Consider the following 23,353-nt stretch of genomic DNA (forward strand, 5'->3'; position numbering starts at 1 on the left):
TCCGCTCCTCAGGACTTTTTAAATGACACACAGAGACGGAAAAAAATTGAATAAATGGCTTTAGGAATCCAGCTCAAATACCGCCATGGATTCCACATGGGCTGTTTGCGGAAACATATCCATAACACAGGCCTGCTTAAGACGGTAACCCAGCTGAACCAATTCCCCGGCATCCCGCGCCAGAGTCGCCGGGTTACAAGACACGTAAACAATTTTCTGCGCCTTGAAACGGGCGATACCACGCACCGCCTGCAGGGCGCCATCGCGCGGTGGGTCCAGCAAAATTTTATCGAAGCCGTCGCTGGCCCAGGCCTTTTTCACCATTTCCTCATTCAGGTCGGCAGTGTGAAAGCGCACATTGTTCAGCCCATTAAGTTCGGCATTATCCTTGCCCCTTTGAGTGAGAGCACCCAGGCCTTCAATACCGATGACCTCCCCGGCGCGGCGTGCCAATGGCAGGGTGAAATTTCCCAATCCGCAGAAAAGATCCAACACCCTCTCGCCGGGTTGCGGGTCCAATAACTGCACAGCACGACTCACCATCTGTCGGTTGACCTCGAAATTCACCTGGAAGAAATCCATCGGCTGGAAGTGCAGGCTCAGGTCAAATTCCGGCAGACGATAACTGAGGTAATTCTCGCCAATCTGTGGCCACAGAGACTGTATCGAAGCCGCATCACCAGGTTGTATATACATGTGTATACCTGATGATTCAGCGAAGTCTTGCCAGCGCTGTCGGTCCCTTTCCGATAAAGGCTGCAGGTGTCGTAACACTAAGGCCGCCACATCATCACCGACCGCCACTTCCAACTGGGAAAAGTGCGCGCGCCCCTCGCTCTCCGCCACCAGTTGCTTCAACGCGGGAATATGTTGAGCGATGGAGGGGTGCAAAACATGGCACTCATCGATATCGGTCAAATCGTTGCTGCGCTTTTTGCGAAAACCAAAAACGAGTTTTTTACCTTTTGCCGATTTCACCAGGCGAATACCGATACGCGCCTTGCGCCGGTAACCGTAAGGTTCTGCCAGCAGAGGAGGTAAAATTTCCTCAGGTTTAATACCACCAAAACGGGCCAGCTGATCCAACAGGATTTTTTGTTTTTCGACAATTTGCGCATCGGCCTGCAAGTGTTGCAGTGAGCAGCCCCCACACAGGGACACATGGGGGCAGCGCGGTTCACAGCGCAGTGGCGAAGCCTGAATTATCTCGCTGGTAACACCTTCATCGAAGCGAGCCCGATGAGCGCTATAACGAAAACGCACTTCTTCACCAGGCAGGGCGTTATCGATAAATACTGTTTTTTTACCCACACGGGCAAGACCGCGCATATCGTGGCTGAATTTTTCCACGCAGGCTTCTGCCTGGGTGGGCAAAGATTTTTTTACCGTCTTGCGCGGAGTGATAAAACGCGGTTTTCTGCTCATAGGAAATTACTGAATATTCAAAACATCTGAAATCAATGGGACCTGTCGGTAAAGTCTATACCGTGAGGCGGTGGCCATTATCGCGCAACCAGCGGCGTAGCTCCTTATAGCGAGGGCAAACACTCTGTACCAGCAGCCAAAAATCGCGGCCGTGATTATGGTGACGCAAATGGCTGACCTCATGGGCCACCAGATAATCCACCACCGGTTCCGGTGCCAGGCATACCAACCAGTTGTATTGCAGGTCTCCACGAATACTGCAGTGCCCCCACTTACTCTTGGTGCGGCGAATTCGCAGTGTGGAAAACTGCAAGTCCAGTTGTTCGGCCAAGCGCTGGGACTTTTCTGTTAACAGGGCCAACGCCTCGCGCTGGTAGAGGCGCTGTAGGCCCCCCTGTAATTGCTGCGCTGTGGGGGTTGGCGATAAGGTATAGAGATGAATGGCCTCTTCGATGATTGCCGCACCACCTCGATTAGACGCGCGCTCCAAGGGGCGCATTTTACCCAGCCAAGGAAAGTGCTCACCAAACTCAAACCGATATTGTGGCACCTGTGCTGCACGCTGGTTGGCAGCGAGCAATTGGGCGCGTACCCACTGGATATTTTCCTGCAAAAACTGATGGCCGTGGCGGGCAGCGCAGCGCTGAGGAATACGTACTTCCACGCCGGATTGAGCCAATACCAGACCCAGGCGCTTGCGCCTTGCCGAACGCACCAAGCGGTAGGGAATATCTTCAAAAAAATATTCCCGCACTTCACTCATAAAAACCGCCTCAATAAAACCCGGTAAAGTTTACCCAGCGGCATGAGCCACAACTGCCATGGTAATTCGGGAGATACAACTCAGTTTGCCATTGGGGGCGTAAATTAGAATTTCCCACACCTGGCTAGTGCGCCCGATATGTACCGGCTTGGCCCGGCCAGTAACTTCACCCTCCGGCACAGGACGCAGATGATTGGCATTAATCTCCTGGCCAACGCAGTAAAACTTACTGGTATCCACCAGCAGATTGGCACCGATAGATCCCAGGGTTTCTGCCAACACCACATTGGCACCGCCATGTAGAATACCGAACGGCTGGCGAGTGCGATGATCCACCGGCAACTTGCCCTCCAGGTAATCCTCACCGATTGCGGTAATCTCCAGGCCCAGATACCCGGGCATACACTGGGCGGTGCCCCGGTTAATCTCTTCCAGGGTGGGAGTAACGTGCCAAATTGCCATGGGAATAACTCTCTTGAAAATCCAAACTGGGGTCGGGGGAAATGACTGAATTGACTTGCCATATCAGCCCACTAAATTCACCAGTAAAAAAAACCGGATGAAAAAAAGCCGCGCGGATAAAAACCCGGCGTGAAATAGTCTGGGCCGAAAAGGCCATAGCGGTGCAGTTCTAAATCCAACATGCGCAACTCCCATTCGAGTCGGCTGTGCTGGAAGTAAAGCGCACGCCTCTGCTTGTCGCTATCACTGTGCCTAAGGGCCTGATGTAGGGAGTAAAGCTCACGTTCTAAATTATCCCGACGCCACAATAAATCGCGATACTCCTGCGCTACGCGATAGTCGGCCAGGCCACGCTGGTAATTCTGCAAAAAAATATCTGCGGTGGGCCCAGTGCATACGCCCTCATATTTTCGCCCCTGACGTCCCTGAGCGTAGCCATTTTCAGCGGTACAAAATTGTTCCACGCCCTCTTCGTGGCCCCGCAACCAAGCCTCGCTGTCCACATAGATTTCGTAACTTTGGCATTCCTTGGCGATATCGTACATCAGCGCCTGGGAGCGCCCGCGGGCGCCGTCATGTAGGCCGCGCTCATACCAGAGCCCACTGCGGCAATCCGCCTCGGAAATAACAGCGCAACCACTAATAGCAGTGGCCAGAATCAACAGGAAAACACTTAGCTTTACAGGCATGGGAAGGGTCTCCCGATGGATTATTGTTTTGCAGATACCACCTATCAGCCGAAACGTTTATCGGCGACGAACGGATTGGTCTGACGCTCCTGACCAAAAGTGGACATAGGACCGTGACCCGGGACAAAGCGTACATCGTCACCCAGTGGCCACAGGCGCTCGGTGATCGAACGAATCAAAGTATCGTGATCCCCCTGGGGGAAATCGGTGCGGCCAATAGAACCAGCAAACAGCACATCGCCCACCAGTGCCAACTCGCTCGGACGATGGAAAAAGATCACATGTCCCGGGGTATGGCCAGGGCAGTGATGCACCTCCAGCTCCTGGTCGCCGACAGTCACGGTATCACCCTGCTGCAACCAGCGATCGGGGGTGAACACCTCCACTGAGGGAAAACCGAACATCTGCGCCTGTACCGGCAGCTGCTCGATCCAGAAACCATCGCCCTCGTGGGGGCCCTCAACCGGCAACTGCAATTGTTTAGACAGCGCCGCAGTGCCACCCACATGATCCAGATGACCGTGAGTAAGGAGGATTTTCTCAATGTTGAGCCCGCGCTCTTGCGCCGCTGCCAGAATTTTGTCCAGGTCGCCACCTGGATCCACCACTGCGGCACGCTTGCTGTCTTCGCACCAGAGCAGGGTGCAATTCTGCTGAAAAGGAGTGACCGGGACCGAGTGAAATTGCAGCGACATGGTAAAACCCATCCTTATTCGGGAGTAGTGGCTAGATTCGGGAGTAGTAGCTAGTGCCGCGATTATACCGCGACTGCCCGCCGAGATCGCTGTGCGGATGCACCTGCCTTCGGCTTGGTGTTTTGCAGAAGAGTGCTCAGGTCCTTGCCGAGCTGCTCCCACACCAATTCATTGCGCCAGTAATCCTCCGGTGGCAGTAGCTGCGGACCGGCCAGGGCATTGTCTGGATCGGACAGTGGCCTTGTCGCGTAATCCCGAAATACCGCTTGGTTGTAACTGGGGCTGAGAGGCTTAAGAGGCCAGCCGAGCAGGTCATCCGGATGGTAGAAATTTTTCCAGCGGAATTGATACCCGCGGGAGGCCGTAGCCACCGCCTGGATCTGATCCCGCTGCTTGGCCCCAAACCACAGCGGCGTGCCGGCCCCGAGGGTATACCAATGGCTGAGCGTTTTCAGGCGCAAAAAGCGCTCCCGCGCGGAGCCCTTGCGCACCTCGGCTGGCCCGCCATCGCGCCAGACACCGTGGTTTACGCTAGGCCGCTGGGCATCCCACAAATAGTTGGACAAGCTAATACAGCTGGCCGAATGACTGATAAGCAACACCGGAGCGCAATCGCCAGCGGCGGCTGCAGCCTTTTGTAGAGTTTGATAAATGGCTGTCTGGGTCCTCTCGTAGAGACCACTACGGCTATGGATATCCCCCAATTGCGCCGAGTTCTCAGCCAGGGTGTTGAGCAGGAATTTGCGCGCGCGCAGACTATCCACCTCGCACTTGCGCATATCTTCAAATACTCGCTGGGTATTACCTGGCAGTGCTTCCACAGTAGGAAAAGTATCGCAATGAAGGCGCGCCCAGTCGTCATCCAGGGTTTCCCTGAGCATGGAAAACAAGTGCTTTACACAGTTCCTGTGTGCGGCATCCACAGCCGGCGCTGCCAAAACCACAATATCGGCCATAACTCCCTCTTTTTTATTATTGTTGTCGAAGCCGCACCTACTTCCCTGACGGCATCAGTTATTCACCAAATTTTTTTCGGAAATAACTCTGTTTTTTCATAATCCAGTGATCCAAGAATCCCCCACTGCGTACAAACGTTCGTGTATTACGGCAACGAATGTCAGCCGGGAAAGCAGATAACGCTGTCGGGTAGCTCTACGCCGGTCTCGGTGAACACAGGGATGTGTTCCTGACACCGGACATCGCAAGCCAAAAACTGGCCGCAGGGTCTCTTTCTGATTGTTTTGTCTCTTTGGGCTGGATCGGTAAGACTGATTGGATCCGCCAATCAATATACCGTCATAAGCAAAGCCTCTTCCAGTATTAGCCAAAGAGAATCCAGCAAGTCGTCCTATCCTCAGCGCAAATCTGTCACAAAAGCGCTCCGCTAGTGCATAATACCTCTGTATAAAAATCAGACATTTAAAACAATCCTGCCCGCAGCGATGCTTTTAACTTCCAAATACAGCCTGCCGGACTGCTCCGAGCATACCCTGGTGCGCCCGCGCTTACTGACACTGCTCGACGACAGCCACAGCGACCAGCTGCTGCTTGTGACGGCACCGGCGGGCTACGGTAAAACCACGCTGGTCACTTCCTGGGCCTCGGCGCAGGAAAATCCAATGGCCTGGTATACCCTTGATGCCAGCGACAATGAACCGAGCCAGTTTTGTCGTTATCTGGTAGAAAGCGTGCATCGCGCTACCGGCAAAGGCGTACCGCAAACCTGTCGCTTATTGGCGGCGCCACAAAGTCCGGATCCAACAACTGTCATCAGTCATCTGCTGGGTGAACTGCGCAGCTTGCCCAGCGAACTGCGCATAGTGCTCGACGACTACCACCATATCGACAACCAGGCGGTGCACAGCGTCACTCGCTTCCTGTTGCGCCACGCACCACCAGGCGTCGGGGTCCTTCTCACCAGCCGCAGCCAGCCGCCCCTGGGACTGGCCACCCTGCGCGTACAAGGCCGCCTATTAGAGCTGGGCAGCGATCAACTGGCCCTGAATACCGAAGAGATCGCACGTCTGCTGAAGCAGCGCTTGCCATTTAATCTCGATGGCGACCGCGCCGCTCAACTGCACCACCTGAGCGAGGGTTGGCCACCGGCGGTACAACTGTTCGCCCTGTCAGTGCGCGATCGCCAAGAAGTAGACCGCTACCTGACGGAACTGGAGCAGGGCCACAGCCATATCCTCGACTATCTGGCCGAAGAAGTGCTGGAAAGGCTGGAGCCAGAGCTGCGCGAGTTACTCGCTCGCACTTCGATCCTCACCCGTGTCAATGCCCAGCTGGCGGAACGCCTGAGTGGCCGCAACGATGGCCAACAACTGCTGGAAGAGGCGGCGCGACGCGGACTCTTCCTGCAGGCACAGGACTCCAGCCGCCAGTGGTTCCGCTTCCACCCGGTATTCGCCCGCTTCCTGCAGCGCCAGCTCACCAATCGGGAGCAGCTGTTGCACCTGCACGCTCTCGCTTGTGATTCCTGGCAGGAAATGGAACAGCCGGTGGAAGCCCTGCGCCATGCCCTCGCTGGCAGTGACCGCGAGCGCCTGTGTCAGCTGCTCGATAGCCAGGGAGAAATACTGCTGCGCGGCGGGCAGTCGCGCTTGTTGCGTGATTGCCTGGAATGGCTCGGCAGTGAGGCGTTGCAGCAGAGTGCGCGCTTCACCCTGCTCTCGGCAAAAATGGCGCGGGAGAATTTTGAATACGACCAGTGCGAAAAAATGCTCGCCACCGCCGAGAGCTGGCTGCAACGGCAGGACCCACAGCAATGGCGCCAGTTTGAAGGGGCCTTCGCCACCATGCGCGCCCAGGTGGCCATCGCTCGCGGCCAGACCCTGCAGGCCAAAGAGTATGCCGAAGAGGCCCTGGGACTTTTACAGCCCAACCAACTAGGCGAGCGGATTTCGGCACTGCTTGTCACCGGTGAGACCAGTTTTTGCCTGGGCGCATTAGAGCCCGCCGCGACCCATATGTTGGAGGTGGAGGCCCTGGCTATTGCTGAAGGAGATATTCCCAGTGCCGCCTGGGCTATCTGCCAACAGAGTGAGATCGCCTTCGCCCAGGGGCTTCTACAAAAATCTGCCTCACTGCAGAAAAAGGTGTCCAACCTGGTGCAAAAACACCACCTCTCCACCCTGCCCATCGCCGAGTTTGTCTGCCGCCTGCTCGGACAGCTGCAGTGGGAAAAGGGGGATTTGGAGAGCGCCGAGCACTCGGCCCGGCGGGGCATGCAGATCAACCGCAAGGTAGGTGAACACTGGCTACTACCGGAATACACGCTGCTGCTGAAGCTCGCCCAGGCGCGCGGAGAAAAAGAGGAATCGCTGGAGTGGCTGGCCCGCATCGACCGCTTACTCTCAGATGGGCGCTACCACCGCGATTGGGTTGCCAATGCCGATGCCGCGCGTATTCGCACCTGGCGCGCCCTGGACAACCAACAAGCCATTGCCAGCTGGTTGGAGCAAGCTGCGCCAGTTGCGGACAGGCCCAGTAATCACTTTGAACAGTGCCACGGCCGCAACCATGTGCGCGCACTGATTGAACTGCACCGCTGGTCCGACGCCAATCGCCTGCTCAGCCGCCTGCAACAGGTCGCGGAAGAGTGTCATTTAATCACCGATTGCCTGCGCAACCGTGTGCTGGAATCCCACCTGTTGTGGCTGCGCGAACAGTACGGTGAGGCCGTGGAGGCCATTAGCGAGGCACTACTGCTGGCCGCAGGTAGAGGATTTCGCGCCAGCTTTCTACAAATTGGCAAACCCCTGATTGTGATTCTCAAGGCTGCGCTGGAACGGGGCTTGGATGAGGCATCCACCGACAAGGCCCAAGTACTGATTAAACTCGCCCAGCAACAGCCGGAGTTGGACGGTGGCATTCGTATTGAGCTGGACGACACTATTATTCGCGAGATTCTCGCCAGCGACGCGGTACCGGATTTTCTACGTCACTCACCACTCACTCCAAGGGAGTGGCAGGTTTTAAACGCTATTCATTCAGGCCTTTCGAACGAGCGTATCGCCAGGCATTTCAAAGTGGCGCCGAGTACCATCAAAACCCACATCCGCAGCCTCTACCAAAAGCTGGATGTCAAAGACCGCCAGGAAGCGATTACCCTGGCCGAACAAATGCTGCGCTCGGTGCAGGACCGCCCATAGGATAAGCCGCAGCTCGGGGCACAGGGATGTGCGCAAAACCCCACTGCAGGATTACTGCACATCTCTATTTGAGCAGTTCCCGAAACTTGTTACTCCTGCTCTAAATCCCCCCGGTCAGCCCCTCCCCCCCTCTATGGGGAGGAGGAACGCGGCTCCGCCCTTCGCCATACTCACCCTATCCTTTCCTGAGTGGGCCCGCCCACCCTTCGAATAATGAGACAAGGCAGTAATCCATGAGCGGCAACAGCACCGAGTGGTGGCGCAACAGCGTTATTTACCAGATTTACCCCCGCAGTTTCTGCGACGCCAATGGCGATGGTATCGGCGACCTGCCAGGTATCACCCAGAAATTGGATTATGTGAAGTCCCTTGGTGTGGACGCTATTTGGATATCCCCATTCTTTAAATCCCCCATGGTGGATTTTGGGTATGACGTGGCGGACTATCGCGATGTGGACCCGATTTTCGGCAATCTGCAGGATTTCGACTGCTTAATTGAGGCCGCCCATGCCCGCGGCCTGAAAGTTATTATCGATCAGATTCTGAGCCACACCTCAGATCAGCACCCCTGGTTCGAGGAGAGCCGCTGCAGCCGCAACAACCCCAAAGCCGACTGGTATGTGTGGCAGGACCCTAAGGCCGATGGCAACCCGCCCAATAACTGGGTATCTGTTTTCGGTGGTGGCTCCTGGCGTTGGTGTACCCGCCGCCGCCAATACTACCTGGCCAACTTCCTCAAAGAGCAACCGGATCTCAATGTGCACAACCCCGAGGTGCAGGCGCAGTTGCTGGCGGATATGAAATTCTGGCTGGATCGCGGTGTGGATGGTTTCCGCCTGGATGCGGTGAATTTTATCTTCCACCAACAGGCCCTCAGCGATAATCCTCCCCGCCCGCTTAAGCTGGACCAAAAAGGACTGCCGCCGGTCAATCACTACGATTACCAATGGCATAAGAACGACAAATCCCAGCCCGAAAACCTGGTGTTTTTACAGCGTGTGCGCCAACTGATGGATCAATACCCGGGTACCGTTACCGTGGGCGAAGTGGGTGACGATAATACCCATAAGATCATGGCGGACTACACCACGGAACAGCGCCTACATATGGCCTATTCCTTCGATTTATTAACCGAGGATTGCAGCGCGCAATTCCTGCGCGAAACCCTGGAAAAGAACCGCGCGGTAATTGAAAAAGGATGGCCCTGCTGGTCCATTAGCAATCACGATGTTCCGCGCTCTATCACCCGCTGGAACCGCGGCCTTGGTCCGGAGCTAGCGCAAAAGCGCGCGCCCCTGTTCCTACTGATGCAACTTGCCCTGCGCGGTAGCGTATGCCTGTATCAGGGGGAAGAACTGGGTCTGGCGGAAGCGGATATCGCCTTTGAGGATCTGGTGGACCCCTACGGTATTAACCTTTGGCCCGAATTCAAAGGTCGCGATGGCTGCCGCACGCCTATGCCCTGGACCGATAGCGCTGATCAAGCCGGCTTCACCAGCGGGAAACCCTGGTTACCGATTTCCCAGAGTCACCGGAACTTAGCCGTGAATCTGCAGCAAGACAGCCAGCACTCTATGCTCAACCAGTTCCGTGCATTGATTAAATGGCACCGGCAACTGCCCCAAAGTCTGGCAACCGCACAACAGGAAGTGCTCGATACCGGCAATGATTTATTGGTGTTCGTGCGCCGCGCAGATAAGGAAGTATACCTGGTCGCCCTGAACCTAGGCGCCACTGAGGAAAGCTATGCTCTGCCACAAGAGTTTTTTGGGGCCGAGGATATTACTCCAGGCCTGTTTGCAATGGAGCTGAGAGAAAACACGCTGGTTTTGCCCGCCGCTGGCGCCGGTGTATTGCGAAACAATAATTAACTTCAGGCTTTAACAGCCCGTCAAAAAATTTTACCAGCTGGTGGCAACAACCACCGGCTGCCAATTTCAGAAAAACGGCAGTATCTCTCCCAGGGCTATAAGTTGGTTTTTCTGTCTCTCTGCAACGTCATTTATCCTTTCGACGTCTGCTTCTCCGCCGGCCCAAAGCCGGCTTTTTTTTACTTTGCTTTATTTTACTTTGCTGAGCGCCTCATAGATCAGATTGCTTCCAGAGCTACCTTAGCCTGAGTTAAGGCAGTCTCTTTGTGGTCATCCCCCATATTCAGCCCTTCGGCATAAATGACCGTGACATAGTCAATGCCAATAAATGCGAGAAAATGCTTGATGTAGGGCACATGAAAATCAATAACAGAATCTTTATAGAAACCCCCAGATGTCGTGACCAAGACCACTTTGGTATCTCTAATCAAACCCTCTGGTCCATTTTCTGTGTACGTAAAAGTCACTCCGGCCCGCGCTAAGTGATCAAACCAAGCTTTCAGAGTAGATGGGCTACCAAAGTTATACATGGGTGCTGCAATCAGTACCGTATCTGCATTTTTGACCTGTTCAATAAGATTGTTCGAATACTCCGTTAGCGCTTTCTGGGCTGCACTTTTCTGTTCCTCAGGGGTGAAGAAGGCACTTACCATTTCACCGCTCAAATGCGGAACTGGGTTAAGACTTAAATCCAACTCGGTGACTTCAGTGGCAGCCTGTCGTGACAGCCAGTGCTTAGCCAGTGACCTGGAAGTCGAATGGTCCCCTAAGGCAGAGGCATAAACGGCAAGAATTTTGTGACTCATAGTCTCTCCAGCTAATGAACATCAATGATGCGGAGACTATAATCTCTGCAAATTGGCAACTAAATTATCAATTTATGCAATTTATAATTGCATAAATGCAAAATGATGGACTGGAACGATCTTCGATACCTGATAGCCGTGGCAGATCACGGCTCCCTACAGAGTGCAGCCAAAGCCTTGGGGGTAAACCATTCCACCGCCTGGAGACGTTTACAGGCCTTGGAAAAAGATCTTGGCTGCCAGCTTTTCGTGGCAGACAGGCAGGGCTATTTCCTCACAGACGAAGGGAATGCGGCTTTAGAACACGCCAGAAAAGCCGCTGAGAATATCAATGCCATTGCATTGAATACCGGCATTAAAAACCTGGAAATGGAAGGCATTATCCGTATTACCTCAATCGGCTCTTACTCTTATGAGGTGATCCCAAAACTCTGTGCCGCCTTTCGCTTACACCACCCCAAAGTTGAATTTGAACTCATAGACTCGGCGGAACACCTATCACTGGAGAAGAGGGAGGCGGACATTGCCTTTCGTGGATCACCTAGCGCTCCGGATAACCTCATTGCCAAGAAGCTCTTTGATATCAACTGGCATATTTTTGCCCATCCAGACTTGGTTAGCGGTCCAATGACACTGGATGAGATTAAGCAGCAGAATATTATTGGTTATCGCGGTTTGAGTTTGCCGATTGGTCGCTGGAGTGAAAAAATATTTAAGAATAGCCGCAAAGTAATTTACTGTAATTCGGTAATGGCGGCGGCAGGTGCAGCCAATGCAAAACTGGGTTTTGCCATTTTGCCCGAAGGGGACCAAAAAATGGTGCAACCTTACAAACTAAAGAGAGTATTCGAGCTTAAAGAGTTCCAAAGCCATTTCTGGTTACTTTCTCATCCTCAAATGCGCAATTCAGCACGCGTTAAAGCCTTTTGGGACTTCAGCCTGGACACCTTTAAAAAAGGGTGTCTTTAAGCGGATCAAGGTGAAAATTATTAGCTACGGGTGTCCATCAGATCACAGCCTATAATGTTCAATTAATATGGATACACCGCCCAATCATTCAATAATGATTAGCCTTATTTAACCCCAACTGTCGTTAACAGGCGGACCATTCGACGGGAAATTTTTTTCAACAGGCGGAATCGATCCGTGCCAATACCCGGGCCAAAATCCGAAAGCGGAAACGCCAGTAAAGCCGACTTAAAAGGCTCCCAGGTTGACCTGCAGAAAGCCGATTTACCCTCCATTTACCAGGCACTCAACACCTCACCTCAGGGGTTAAGCCAGGCTGAGGCCGAGACACGTCTGCAACGCTATGGCCCCAATAGCATCCAGGAGAAAGAACAAAGCGCACTACTCAAGTTTCTGCGTTTTTTTTGGGGGCCCATTCCCTGGATGATCGAAGCCGCCGCCCTGCTATCGGCACTTATCGGTCACTGGCCTGACTTCGCCATTATTATGGCGCTACTACTTTACAACGCCGTAGCGGGATTTTGGCAGGAGCACAAGGCCTCCAATGCCCTGGCCGCGCTCAAGGCCAGCATGGCGCCGCAGGCAGAGGTGTTGCGCGATGGTAGTTTTCATACCATTGACGCCGCCGATGTGGTTCCCGGGGATATTGTACGAATCAAGCTCGGCCAAGTGGTGCCCGCAGATGTGCGCTTTGTCGACGGCAAATCCATCAGTATCGATCAGGCAGCTCTTACGGGTGAGTCATTACCGGTCAGTAAAAAAATGGGAGACATCGGTTATTCCAGTAGTATCGCCAAGCGCGGCGAAATGACCGCCGTTACAATTGGCACCGGGCGTAATACTTTTTTTGGCCGTACCGCAAAGCTGGTAGCCGGTGCCGGACAGGGCGCCTCCCACTCGCAAAGAGCCGTTACTCATATTGGCGATTTCCTGATAGTGCTGTGCCTGGTGCTGGCTTTGTTACTGGTAGGTACCCAGCTCTATCGGGATATCGTAGTGGCCCCCAGCTGGCACTGGTCGGACATTATTAATATTTTACGCACAGTCCTGGTGCTATTAATTGCCTCGATTCCCGTGGCAATGCCCTCCGTAATCACTGTCACTAACGCACTCGGTGCCCTGGCGCTATCCCGAAAAAAAGCCATAGTCTCGCGACTGGAGTCTATAGAGGAGCTTGCCGGGGTCGATATTCTCTGCTCCGATAAAACCGGAACGCTCACCAAGAACCAACTAAGCCTGCACGACCCCAAATTATTTTTCGCCAAGAGCCCGGAACAGTTAATTCTCGCCGCGGCACTCGCCTCGGAAAAAGGTTCTAGTGATCCGATCGATCAGGCAATTTTTGCCGGCCTCAAAGATAAGAAAGCACTTAATGATTACCAGCTCAAAGAATTCACTCCTTTCGACCCAGTAATCAAGCGTGCCCAGGCCCAAGTAGTCGATGACAGTGGAAATTCTTTGTTTTATTGCAAAGGTGCGCCCCAAGCGGTGATGCAATTGTGCAAGCTCAGTGGTGATAATGAAAAGAAAGCCTCAGACTGTGTGCAGGAACTCGCCGCACGGGGTTTACGCTCCCTGGGTGTGGCGAGTTCCAATGGTGGGAAAAGCTGGAACTTTCTTGGCATCCTCTCTCTAGAAGATCCGCCTCGGGATGATTCCAAACAAACCATCAGCCGGGCCAGGGAGCACGGGCTGCAGGTAAAAATGATTACTGGCGACGACGTCGCTATCGGCAAAGAAATCGCTGCTCAGGTGGGGATTGGGCAGAATATTTACGCCGCCGCCGATGTTTTTACCGACTCGGAGAATATGGACCACTTATCCAAGCAGGTGGTCGATTGTGTTGAACGCGCCGATGGCTTTGGCCGTGTTTTCCCCGAACATAAGTACGCAATCGTAAAAGCCTTACAAGAGAGAGGGCACCAGGTGGCAATGACCGGAGACGGTGTGAACGATGCGCCAGCCCTAAAACAAGCTGATTGCGGAATTGCCGTTAGTGGCGCCACCGATGCGGCCCGTGCCGCAGCGGCGATTATTCTCACCGCTCCGGGCCTCTCCACTGTAGTGGATGCTATTGACGAAGCACGCAAGATCTTTGAGCGCATTATTAATTATGTGCTCTTTCGGGTATCCATGACCCTGGATATTATGGTTGTGGTGGTGTTTGCCACTATCCTCTTCGGTTTTTCTCCCCTCACCCCAGTCATGATCGTATTAGTGGCACTGCTTGACGATATTCCCATTATGACTATTGCCTACGACAACACCCTGCTGCCGAAAGAGCCGGTGCATTGGGAAATGCGCGATTTATTATTGGGTTCAACCATTATCGGCATTTTTTCTATCGCACAAACCATGGGACTGCTTTTGATTGGTATGGAATGGCTACAAAACAGTCAATGGCAATCCTGGATACCCCTGGATAAGTCTCAGATCCAAACGATTATTTTTTTACAAATTGTTGCCGGCGGCCATTTACTACTTTTTGTCGTGCGATCTCGCTCTGCCTTCTTCGCAAAGCCACTGCCCGCAATGAAGTTATTTATCGCTATTGTTGGTACTCAGGCGCTCACGGTTTTGATGTGTGGATTTGGTTGGCTGGTACCTGCTATTCCCTGGCGTATTATCGGGCTCGTTTGGCTCTATATGATTTTGTGGATGTTTATTCTGGATCTGGTGAAGAAGCTACTCTATCAACGTCTGCAGGATATTTAATCCAACCTGCATGGACAAATCATTTAACTTATCGTGAAGAAATAAAACTATGAATTGCTTCGAGGCATTCCAGGTAAAATCCGGCAGCAAGGTACAGTTAGATAAGATCGATGCCAGTTTTAAAGATTGCTATAAAAATCGCGAAGAGGCCCAGCCAGTCATTGATAAATTGGATGAAAGAATTCGCGCACAGCAATATCTTATGTATGCCGAGCACAAGCGCTCCCTATTGATCTGCCTGCAGGGTCGTGATGCCTCCGGTAAAGATGGCACTATTAATCATGTGCTTGGAGCAATGAATCCCCAAGGCTGTACAGTAACCAGCTTCAAGCAGCCATCTAAAGAAGAAGCCGCCCATGATTTCCTGTGGAGGTGTCACAAAGTCACCCCTGCACAGGGACATGTGGCGATTTTTAACCGATCCCACTATGAAGATGTATTAATTCAACGGGTGCATAATATGGTACCAGAGAGTATCTGGTCCAAGCGTTACGATCATATCAACCACTTCGAACAATTATTAGCCGACCACAACACCCTGGTATTAAAATTTTTCCTGCATATTGATGCAGATGAACAACTGAAACGCTTTAAACAGCGTATTGATGACCCAAGCAAACACTGGAAAATCAGCGAGAGCGATTATACGGAGGCAAGCTACTGGGATGCCTACACCCAGGCTTTTGAGGATATCCTAAAAAAATGCAGCCACTCTCATGCTCCATGGTTTGTCATTCCCGCAAACCACAAATGGTTTAGGAATCTTGCGATTGCCTCCATAGTGGCAGATGCAATGGAGTCCTTAAAAATGACTTTTCCCAAGCCCAGCGTGGATATCAATGAAATCAAGAGGAAATATCACCATCTGGACAAAAAGGAACTACAGGAAGGGCTAATAAATACCCTCCCTTCAAAAAACAAATGATCTTAAAATATAGAACCACTTGATCAACAAATCAGGACATAATACTACTGCCTACTTGCACCCAATTAATCCTTTTTATCACCTAAATATTTAGCATTAAAAATTTTATCAAATGCATCATATACAGCAAGATGCAGCGTATCACCATGATCCAGCTGTTCAAAATAACCGAAGTGTATATTATTTTTATTACTATCTAACTTATTGAATAAAGTTCTTGCCAGCCGCTCCATGACCTCCCCTTCTTTCCCCACACCTACATAGACCGACTTATCATCACAGCAATCTTTAGGAACTTGTTTCAAAAGAGACTCTCCGCTCCACCACAAGCTTGGACTAATAATGATGTAATTATCGAAGAGATCTGCATGTTTAAATAGAATTTCTGTAGCTAAAAGCCCCCCAAGGGACTGGCCAATCAAAGTAGAATCCCCGTTTACACGATAATTATTTTCAATTAGAGGCTGAACTTCTCTATCAAGAAAACCTATAAAATTATCCGAACCACCAGAGGTTGGAAACTCTTGCCTATCCAGCTTCTTAGCCGAGGGAAATGTAAAATCCCGCTTCCTGTCTACATTTACGACTCCAACAAGAATCGATTCCGGCAGCATATTAATCCAGGAAAAGGACCCAAATTGCAACAAACCAGCTATATGCACAAAATCTTCATTCATAGAACCATCTAAAAGATAGATTACCGGGTAACTTCTTTTAGTGTCACGTTGATAACTCGCTGGTAGGTAAACATTCAACGTGCGCTTTTCATCTAAGATTGCGGATGAAAAGCTTATCGAATCGCCAACTATCAATGGTGACTTATCAATCTCTACCCCCAAAGAAAAAGAGGACATCAAAAATAAATACGCAAAAATCCAACATCTGAACATGAGCTAACCCCATATGTAATTTTATTTTTATTAATAAAAAAGTAAGGCTTACCCAAATTCACACCTATCAAACCAACAATGTTTAACTTTAAGCCAGCCTCAACCTTACTCGATATACTACATCTATTCGGGGGAACACTTAACCACAAAAACAACAAACTGAAAAGATATTGATGATGCAGAAATCACCTTCTATCTATAATTTTTCTAATCTTCCCTGACTTCTGACTAATTATACCAGGCTGCAGGATATCTATATTTAGTCTTGAAGCAGACTCAAGCCCAAGGAATATCATACGAAGCGTTAGATCAAAACTAGTCAACTCTCTATAAAACTCACCTGCCAAATACTCTTTCTCCTGATCATCAACATTATCTTTAGCTTCAATTTTAAATGATAATTGATCGTGCCCATCAATCTTATCAATAATGCAATGGTAAAAGGAGCTGAGTCCAGGAATGGCTGTAACAATATTTTCCAACACAATTGGATATATATTTCCCCCATTGATTGTGAACATATTATCGCGACGCCCTCTGATGGGGCCCAAATAGGCTCCAGTTTGGCCACACTCACATGGCTCCTTATACACTTCAACCAAATCGTGTGTGTTATAACGAATCAAAGGAAGAGCTTCACGTTTCAGCGCTGTTATTACTAATTCCCCTGTAACGCCATCTTCACATAACTTACCCGTATCTGGATCAATAACCTCTACATGAAAAAAATCTTCCCAGACATGTAAGTTATGATATTGGCATTCACTCGCTATTAGCCCAAATTCCGTATTTGCATACATGTTAATTAACTTGGCGTTGAATACCCCCTCATAGTAACTCCGAAAAGTCTCTGAAAACAATTCACCCACTACGAATATTTTCCTGACACTCAAAGACACGGGCGATATGTTTTTTTCCAGACAGTAACGCTCCAGCCTTGGTAACAATGAAGGTAAGCAAACCATATAATTCAGCTTATCTTTTTGTAGACTCTGTAGCTGATGATCAATTCCTAGAAAAGAATCTGCAGGAATAGTGAGACCAAAAATTTCACTGGCAGCATGACAGATCATCCCACTAGGCCAGGGACCATAAGTCATTGCACATAAACACTTATCGAATGGTTCTACACCTGCAAGCAAATAGCTTCGAGCCTGAGAGATTATTGCCAGCTCAATATCTTTACGTGTATAAGGCACGCGCTTGGGTGCACCGGTACTGCCTGAAGTATGACAATAGCGAACAACATTGTCATAATTCATACTAACTTCTGACATAGAAGTTGAAAACAATTCCGAACTTATAATCGGTAGCTTATATAAATCTTCACAACTTCTTATTTCCTCTATATCAATGTTATTATTTATAATTAGCTTGCGATAATAATCAGATTTTTCAAAGGATTCACGCAATAACCGTCTCACCTGTTCATCTTTTAAACTCTGCCTTTCAATTTCAGGCTGACTATTGACATGTAAAAATTCAGCTCGCAGCTCATAATAATTCATAAAATCCACCAATTAATCACTTATAGTACTTAATCGGTTTTTCAGCAGAAAAATGTACACGATGTAATTCTCGTCGTTGATTGTAATCATTGACGGCATAGTGTAAGACTTGGTGATTATTCCAAATAACCAAGGTCCCAGGACGCCATTGCACTCGACAATTGAATTCTGGTTTTTCTATATGCTGAAATAAATAATTCAAAAGCCCCATACTCTCATCGCATGTCATTCCCTCAAATTGCGAGGTGGTAGTTCGGTTTAAGTAGAGAAAAGGCTTACCGGTTACAGAATTTTTACAGACTGCTGGATGTATAGCAGATTCTAGTGGCATCAATTTTAGTGCTCGTTCTATACTTGAATCATCTCCATCTTTACCTTCTACTGATTTCTTCAGCGGCTGTTTTTTAAGCATCAACTCTGTCGTATGTATCACATTGAGTGAACCGACTAACTGTTGCATTACAGTTGACAGATTCTCATAAGCAAGCGTTGAACTTGTAAATAGGGTATCACCACCCCTAGGAGGAATATCAATACCGTACAATGCGATACCTTTTACCGGCTTGGAGTAATAGCCCTGATCGTGATGCCATATTCCTCCTGTATTTTTCTTTTCACCAGGCTCTTTAATAATTTTAGCAACTTGTGGATAACCCTCTGAGTGACCTTGAAAGAAGAAGTAGTTCTGCTGAAGCTCCCCAAACAAGCTGCAGAACCTAACAAATGCCTGAGTATCCAGGTCCATATCTCGGATAACTAAAAGTTCATGTTCATGCCATAAATTTTTTAATGTTTGCTTAGTGTCCAGATCTAATTCAGAAATTTCTTTAGCGGAAATCTCAATACCAAAATTTCCTGTTAAATAGTTAAAATTCATAGGATGCTCTCTAATTGAGATGTTGTATATTGGGGCCAATTCACTAATTTTAATGCTTCTGGCAAATCGCCACTTGAACGCATTATTGCTGCCCTAGCTGAGCAAAAAGTCGCTGCTCGAATAATTTCCCTTAAACTATCCAGTTGGTCGCTGACATTATTGAGAGCTGTCATTCCGCAGGGAACCAAGTCCTGATTATTTCCTTCACACGAGAAACTCATCTGACGCACAGGTGTCGATCTGGCTTTTATTTCCTGGAACAGAGCCGACGATAACTGATGAATCCCTTTACAGTGGTTAAACGATTCAGCATTTAAATTATCCGGCAGTCCTCCATTCAAGCGATGATCCATCAAAATCAATATTTGTCGATCAAGCATTTCGGCTAAGCGATGGATAATTTCCTGCATAAATTCGGCAGAAGCTGCCAATCCAATCGCATAAAACAATCCACCATGCCATGGGCCTGACTCAAGAATTAGAGGGTTATCTGCAACAGCAGTGGCTTCGGAACGAATTTTTGCCTCTGAATAATCCAATAGATCAAGGCAGTGGCCTAATATCTGGGGAGCACAGCGAACAGAATATCGGGCTTGTAATAAGCTTTTTTCACCCTCAATAACTCTTGAGGAGCGCAGGTAATCACGTCGTAACTGGGTAAGTAATTGGCCAGCACGAGCATAACTGCCGTGCACCTCTCCGTAGCTCAACCCTTCGGAGAAGTGTTCATCTCCCGCCCCTATGGCCATGGAGGTTAATGCCACGGATTTGAAACAATCTCTTAATAGCTTTCTTAGCTGATAATCATGTTCAATAGCCCAGGAAGCCATCATAGCATTGGTATTTACAAGCCCAATGACATCACGGGGGCCTCTTGGCCCTTGTTCAAATAGTGGTGAAATAGCATGGGCCATGGAAATCAAATCACCACTGGCTCCAAGGCTCCCTTTTCGAGGTACCCTCGGAAGCGTTTCACTGTTGGCCAGCTTAAGAAGCGCTTGATAAGTGGAAGGATGGATACCAGATAAGCCGTGCGCTGTTTTTAGAGCCTGTAACTTTAATGCACGCCTGACTACCGATTTCGGTAATGGCGCACCAACACCAACTCTTAAGTACTCCAGAAGATTGACTTGTGTCTCTTTCCACTGATTTGGATCTAAGCGATTGCGTTCATTCTCTCCATAACTTGTGTGCAAACCGTAGATAGGGTTTCCATCATCTCCAAGCTGTTCCTGCAGTAATGCATAGGAGTGTTTAACTCTAGAAAGGTCTATGTCACTCGCAGTAATTGGATTATGTAAGTATCCCCACTCATACCAAGCATGTAGAGGAAAAGTTAAAACTGAATTGAAATTAGTTTCATAAGTTACCGCACTACCATTCGCTACCGCCGGATAGCTTAGAGATGATGTAGACACCCTGACTCCAGAAATAATTTGAATACTAGGAAGGCGAAGAAATTAGCATGGGAGTTGAAACTTGAAAAATAGATGTCGTCGCTGGTTGCCATAGGCAATATCTATGGCAACAAAATAAATGTCGATGTAGACTCAACTTAAACACACTGGCTTTTTAAGTGGCTAAATAAGTTATACCTATGTTTCCACACGCTGATGAACTCAATTATTTTATTGAAGTTGCTAAAACAAAAAATATCTCAAGAGCTGCAGAGAGATTAGGGATTCGGCAGCCGAGTTTAAGCGCGGCTATCAAGAGGCTGGAAAGACAGCTTGGTACAGAAGTTATCATACGAGAAAAAACTGGTGTGCAATTGTCTCGTGCAGGGTTAAGACTATTAAAAAGTGCTCAACAGTTACTTGATGATTGGGATGAGGTAAAGTACTCAGCGCTGCGCGAAAACAAAGAAGCCGTTGGTCACTTCACTATCGGGTGTCACAGCTCCATCTCTCTACATATGCTGCCTGAAAGGCTAGCCGGATTCATTGCTCAAAATCCAGGTATCGAATTAAGCTTCCAACACGCGCTTTCTCGGGAAATTGTCGAATCAGTGATCAGCTGGAAAATTGATATCGGCATTGTGGTAAATCCCGTATCCCATCCTGATTTGATAATAAAGCACCTCTGTCATGATATGGTGAGTTTTTGGCATAACCCTGAAAAAATACAATCTAGGGACGTATTAATTTATGACCCAGCGCTGATGCAAACAGACTGGCTGCTAAAAAACATGGAAAAAAATAACAAATATAAACAATATATTACTTCCTCTAGCCACGAACTGATCACAAATATGACACTTGAGGGAGTCGGGGTCGGTATTATTCCTGGTCGAGTTGCTCAAACAATTGGAAGAAATCAGCTTCAATGGGTTAGTAAAGACCAACCAGGCTTCAAAGATGAAATCTGCTTGGTGTATCGAAGGGAAATAACCCATAGCTTAGGTGCAGAGAAGTTAATTAAAGAATTTAAACTTACAAATTACAAAAAATTTGGTTAACAGAAGATATATTTAAACTACAAATTCAATTATTTTTGAACTTCATTTTAAGTTTATTCGCGATAAAATATTGCCAACCATACCGTCGCCTCATCAGAGGATGTCTCAATCACCCGGTGCTTTCTTCCAGCCTTTATCAATAAGCAATCACCAGACTTCAGCTGGCATATCTCCCCGCAGTCAAACTCCACCACACCATAACCACTCAGTACAAGCACCCATTCGTGTTCACTCTGATCATACCAACCTTCCTCCGGTGAAGACTGGCCGTATGAAACAATTCTTTCAATTCGTATAGCATCACTTTTTACAATGTCCTGGAAGTGCTCAACCTCAGTATTTTTCGGGAGGTTTTCTAGAATATTTATCATATTTACTCCTGCCAGCTAGAAAAGTGATCCATTAGATAATCAATGGCCATTCTCGCTCGTATTGGTAAAAAGCGGCGATTCTGATACACAATCCAGCTACTGGCTCCGCGCCCCCAAAAAGGCTCCAGTACGGGCTCTAATAGCTGTGACTCTATAGAGCGGTTAAAACTGCTTTTTGGCATATAGGCAATACCTAGGCCTTTTTCACATGCGTTAACCACTGTATGGGCATTATTACTTCTCCAGCGTCCATTAACGCGAATAGACTCCTCGGTGCCTTCTATATCAAATATCCAGTTCTCATTATTCGCAACAATACAACTGTGCGACTTTAAATCCTGTGGGTGGATTGGCCTGCCGAATTGATCAAGATATTCCGTACTGGCAACTGCCATCATCTGGCGGCCAGCCAGCTTGCGGGCCACCAGCCCAGAGTCCTCAAGGCGGCCATAACGGATCGCAAAGTCGATACCATCCTCTACAAAATTGGCCATTCGGCTGTTGAAATCGATATCGATCTTTAAGTCAGGGTGTTGTAAGGCGAAATTCATCAGTGCTGGAGCCACATACTGTTCAGCAAATAAACCAGCGCAGCTCACGCGCAACGTGCCACTCAGCTCATACTGCTGCAGGCTTAGCTGTTCATTGGCCTGTTGCAGACCCACAACCAGCTCTTTACAGCGCTGGTAATAAACAGCCCCAGCCTGAGTCAGGCTGACCAAGCGCGTTGTTCTAGCCAAAAGAGCGCTCCCCAGGCGCTCCTCCAAGCGAGCCACCTGCCGGCTCACATGGCTGGTACTGCACCCCAACTGTTTGGCGGCCGCAGAGAAACCCTGGCATTCAGCTACAGCAACAAATTCGACTACACCGTCAAATGTATCCATACCTCACCATTATTGCTATTTAGCAAAAGTATTTCACAGAAATCTCATATTATCATCTTATCAGGGACAACCTAGAATCCTCCCCACTGAATGCTTAACACAGAGGACAGATTCATGAAGAAAGTACTTATTCCCGTAACCAACCATGCAACCCTCGGGGAAACCGACCAAGCTAATGGCACCTACTCCCCTGAGCTGACTCACGTCGTGCATGTACTTAAAGAAAATGGCATTGATTACGATATTGCCTCTATTAAAGGTGGCAAAGCACCACTCTACGGTACAGATATTGAAGGAGATGAGGTCAACAGCCAGGTATTGGCCGATGAAGACTTCCAGAACCGTGTCAACAACACTATTCCAGTAAACCAGCTGAATACTGCTAGTTACGATGCGGTGTTCTACCCAGGTGGGTTTGGTCTACTTTCCGACTTAGCAAGCAATGAGGACTTTGCCAAGTTATCTGCAGAGCATTATGAAAATGGCGGCGTACTTGCTGCCGTGTGCCACGGACCAGCTGGCCTGCTGCCTATCACTTTGAGCAATGGTGAAAGCTTACTGGCAACTAAGTCTGTGACTGCATTTACCCGAGAAGAAGAAATCGATTTTGGCACCATTGAAGATATCCCCTTTCTGCTTGAAGAAGCTATCAGCAGAAAATCTGCTCGATTTAACAAAGTGCAACCCTGGCAGGAATTTGTCATCGAGGATGGCCGTGTGATTACTGGACAAAACCCAGCCAGTGCACATGCTGTTGGTAAAGCGATCGTTAAACAGTTAATAAACTAGCCGTTAATAACGCATCAATAATGCTGGCGCAAACTGATGTCCCTGCGCCAGCTTTTCATAACCCTTCAGCTTCCATTGTGGGCCAACACAACTCATCTA

At 49.2% G+C, this 23,353-nt stretch carries 20 protein-coding genes; 7 read left to right on the plus strand and 13 right to left on the minus strand.

Annotation, left to right across the window (positions count from 1 at the left end; translation table 11 throughout):
• Positions 1-60: 60 nt before the first annotated feature.
• The 6 genes from rlmD to ACJJIB_RS19810 form a co-directional block, all read right to left on the minus strand.
• Positions 61-1,425, minus strand: coding sequence for a 23S rRNA (uracil(1939)-C(5))-methyltransferase RlmD (gene rlmD / locus ACJJIB_RS19785; protein WP_444887302.1), 1,365 nt, complete (start codon positions 1,423-1,425; stop codon positions 61-63).
• A gap of 55 nt (positions 1,426-1,480) precedes the next feature.
• Positions 1,481-2,188, minus strand: a complete 708-nt coding sequence (locus tag ACJJIB_RS19790; RefSeq protein WP_444887303.1) for a M48 family metallopeptidase — start codon at positions 2,186-2,188, stop codon at positions 1,481-1,483.
• A 30-nt stretch (positions 2,189-2,218) separates the two neighbouring features.
• Entirely contained in the window at positions 2,219-2,650 is a 432-nt protein-coding gene (locus ACJJIB_RS19795) for a hotdog fold thioesterase (protein ID WP_152455066.1), read from the minus strand.
• 77 nt (positions 2,651-2,727) lie between these two features.
• Entirely contained in the window at positions 2,728-3,339 is a 612-nt protein-coding gene (locus tag ACJJIB_RS19800) for a DUF2799 domain-containing protein (RefSeq protein ID WP_444887304.1), read from the minus strand.
• Between the two features lie 44 nt (positions 3,340-3,383).
• Positions 3,384-4,034, minus strand: a complete 651-nt coding sequence (locus ACJJIB_RS19805; protein WP_444887305.1) for an MBL fold metallo-hydrolase — start codon at positions 4,032-4,034, stop codon at positions 3,384-3,386.
• 62 nt (positions 4,035-4,096) lie between these two features.
• Complete coding sequence (locus tag ACJJIB_RS19810) at positions 4,097-4,990, minus strand: hypothetical protein (protein WP_444887306.1); 894 nt, start codon at positions 4,988-4,990, stop codon at positions 4,097-4,099.
• Positions 4,991-5,476: 486 nt separating this feature from the next.
• Between ACJJIB_RS19810 and malT the strand changes: the two genes are divergently transcribed.
• Complete coding sequence (malT, locus tag ACJJIB_RS19815) at positions 5,477-8,191, plus strand: HTH-type transcriptional regulator MalT (protein ID WP_444887307.1); 2,715 nt, start codon at positions 5,477-5,479, stop codon at positions 8,189-8,191.
• Positions 8,192-8,424: 233 nt separating this feature from the next.
• On the plus strand, positions 8,425-10,062 hold the full coding sequence (locus ACJJIB_RS19820) for an alpha-amylase family glycosyl hydrolase (protein WP_444887308.1): 1,638 nt from the start codon (positions 8,425-8,427) through the stop codon (positions 10,060-10,062).
• 218 nt (positions 10,063-10,280) lie between these two features.
• On the opposite strand, the gene ACJJIB_RS19825 is transcribed toward ACJJIB_RS19820, so the two are convergent.
• Complete coding sequence (locus ACJJIB_RS19825) at positions 10,281-10,868, minus strand: FMN-dependent NADH-azoreductase (protein WP_444887309.1); 588 nt, start codon at positions 10,866-10,868, stop codon at positions 10,281-10,283.
• Positions 10,869-10,955: 87 nt separating this feature from the next.
• Here ACJJIB_RS19825 and ACJJIB_RS19830 point away from each other — a divergent pair, with 87 nt between their 5' ends.
• The 3 genes from ACJJIB_RS19830 (at position 10,956) to ACJJIB_RS19840 (ending at position 15,477) form a co-directional block, all read left to right on the plus strand.
• Positions 10,956-11,837, plus strand: coding sequence for a LysR family transcriptional regulator (locus ACJJIB_RS19830; protein WP_444887310.1), 882 nt, complete (start codon positions 10,956-10,958; stop codon positions 11,835-11,837).
• 177 nt (positions 11,838-12,014) lie between these two features.
• Positions 12,015-14,552: a plasma-membrane proton-efflux P-type ATPase gene (locus ACJJIB_RS19835; protein ID WP_444887311.1), complete on the plus strand. Its 2,538-nt coding sequence runs from the start codon at positions 12,015-12,017 to the stop codon at positions 14,550-14,552.
• 49 nt (positions 14,553-14,601) lie between these two features.
• Positions 14,602-15,477, plus strand: a complete 876-nt coding sequence (locus ACJJIB_RS19840) for a polyphosphate kinase 2 family protein (RefSeq protein ID WP_444887312.1) — start codon at positions 14,602-14,604, stop codon at positions 15,475-15,477.
• Positions 15,478-15,542: 65 nt separating this feature from the next.
• Here ACJJIB_RS19840 and ACJJIB_RS19845 read toward each other — a convergent pair whose 3' ends face one another.
• The 4 genes from ACJJIB_RS19845 to ACJJIB_RS19860 form a co-directional block, all read right to left on the minus strand.
• Positions 15,543-16,367 carry an alpha/beta hydrolase gene (locus ACJJIB_RS19845; protein ID WP_444887313.1) on the minus strand — a complete coding sequence of 275 codons (825 nt, stop codon included), beginning with the start codon at positions 16,365-16,367 and terminating at the stop codon, positions 15,543-15,545.
• Between the two features lie 185 nt (positions 16,368-16,552).
• Positions 16,553-17,875, minus strand: a complete 1,323-nt coding sequence (locus tag ACJJIB_RS19850) for a phenylacetate--CoA ligase family protein (protein WP_444887314.1) — start codon at positions 17,873-17,875, stop codon at positions 16,553-16,555.
• Between the two features lie 16 nt (positions 17,876-17,891).
• Positions 17,892-18,752: a TauD/TfdA dioxygenase family protein gene (locus ACJJIB_RS19855; RefSeq protein ID WP_444887315.1), complete on the minus strand. Its 861-nt coding sequence runs from the start codon at positions 18,750-18,752 to the stop codon at positions 17,892-17,894.
• Positions 18,749-20,170 carry an aromatic amino acid ammonia-lyase gene (locus ACJJIB_RS19860; RefSeq protein ID WP_444887316.1) on the minus strand — a complete coding sequence of 474 codons (1,422 nt, stop codon included), beginning with the start codon at positions 20,168-20,170 and terminating at the stop codon, positions 18,749-18,751. Before ACJJIB_RS19860 ends, ACJJIB_RS19855 begins: the two co-directional genes overlap by 4 nt.
• Before the next feature lie 179 nt (positions 20,171-20,349).
• Here ACJJIB_RS19860 and ACJJIB_RS19865 point away from each other — a divergent pair, with 179 nt between their 5' ends.
• Positions 20,350-21,210, plus strand: a complete 861-nt coding sequence (locus tag ACJJIB_RS19865; RefSeq protein WP_444887317.1) for a LysR family transcriptional regulator — start codon at positions 20,350-20,352, stop codon at positions 21,208-21,210.
• A gap of 53 nt (positions 21,211-21,263) precedes the next feature.
• On the opposite strand, the gene ACJJIB_RS19870 is transcribed toward ACJJIB_RS19865, so the two are convergent.
• Complete coding sequence (locus ACJJIB_RS19870; protein WP_444887318.1) at positions 21,264-21,581, minus strand: cupin domain-containing protein; 318 nt, start codon at positions 21,579-21,581, stop codon at positions 21,264-21,266.
• A 2-nt stretch (positions 21,582-21,583) separates the two neighbouring features.
• Positions 21,584-22,465 (minus strand): LysR family transcriptional regulator, encoded by an 882-nt coding sequence (locus ACJJIB_RS19875; protein ID WP_252083465.1) that lies wholly within the window; start codon positions 22,463-22,465, stop codon positions 21,584-21,586.
• 114 nt (positions 22,466-22,579) lie between these two features.
• Here ACJJIB_RS19875 and ACJJIB_RS19880 point away from each other — a divergent pair, with 114 nt between their 5' ends.
• Entirely contained in the window at positions 22,580-23,254 is a 675-nt protein-coding gene (locus ACJJIB_RS19880) for a type 1 glutamine amidotransferase domain-containing protein (protein WP_252083466.1), read from the plus strand.
• Positions 23,255-23,353 lie beyond the last annotated feature (99 nt).

The sequence above is a fragment of the Microbulbifer mixtoriginis (SeqCode) genome, assembly GCF_052467705.1.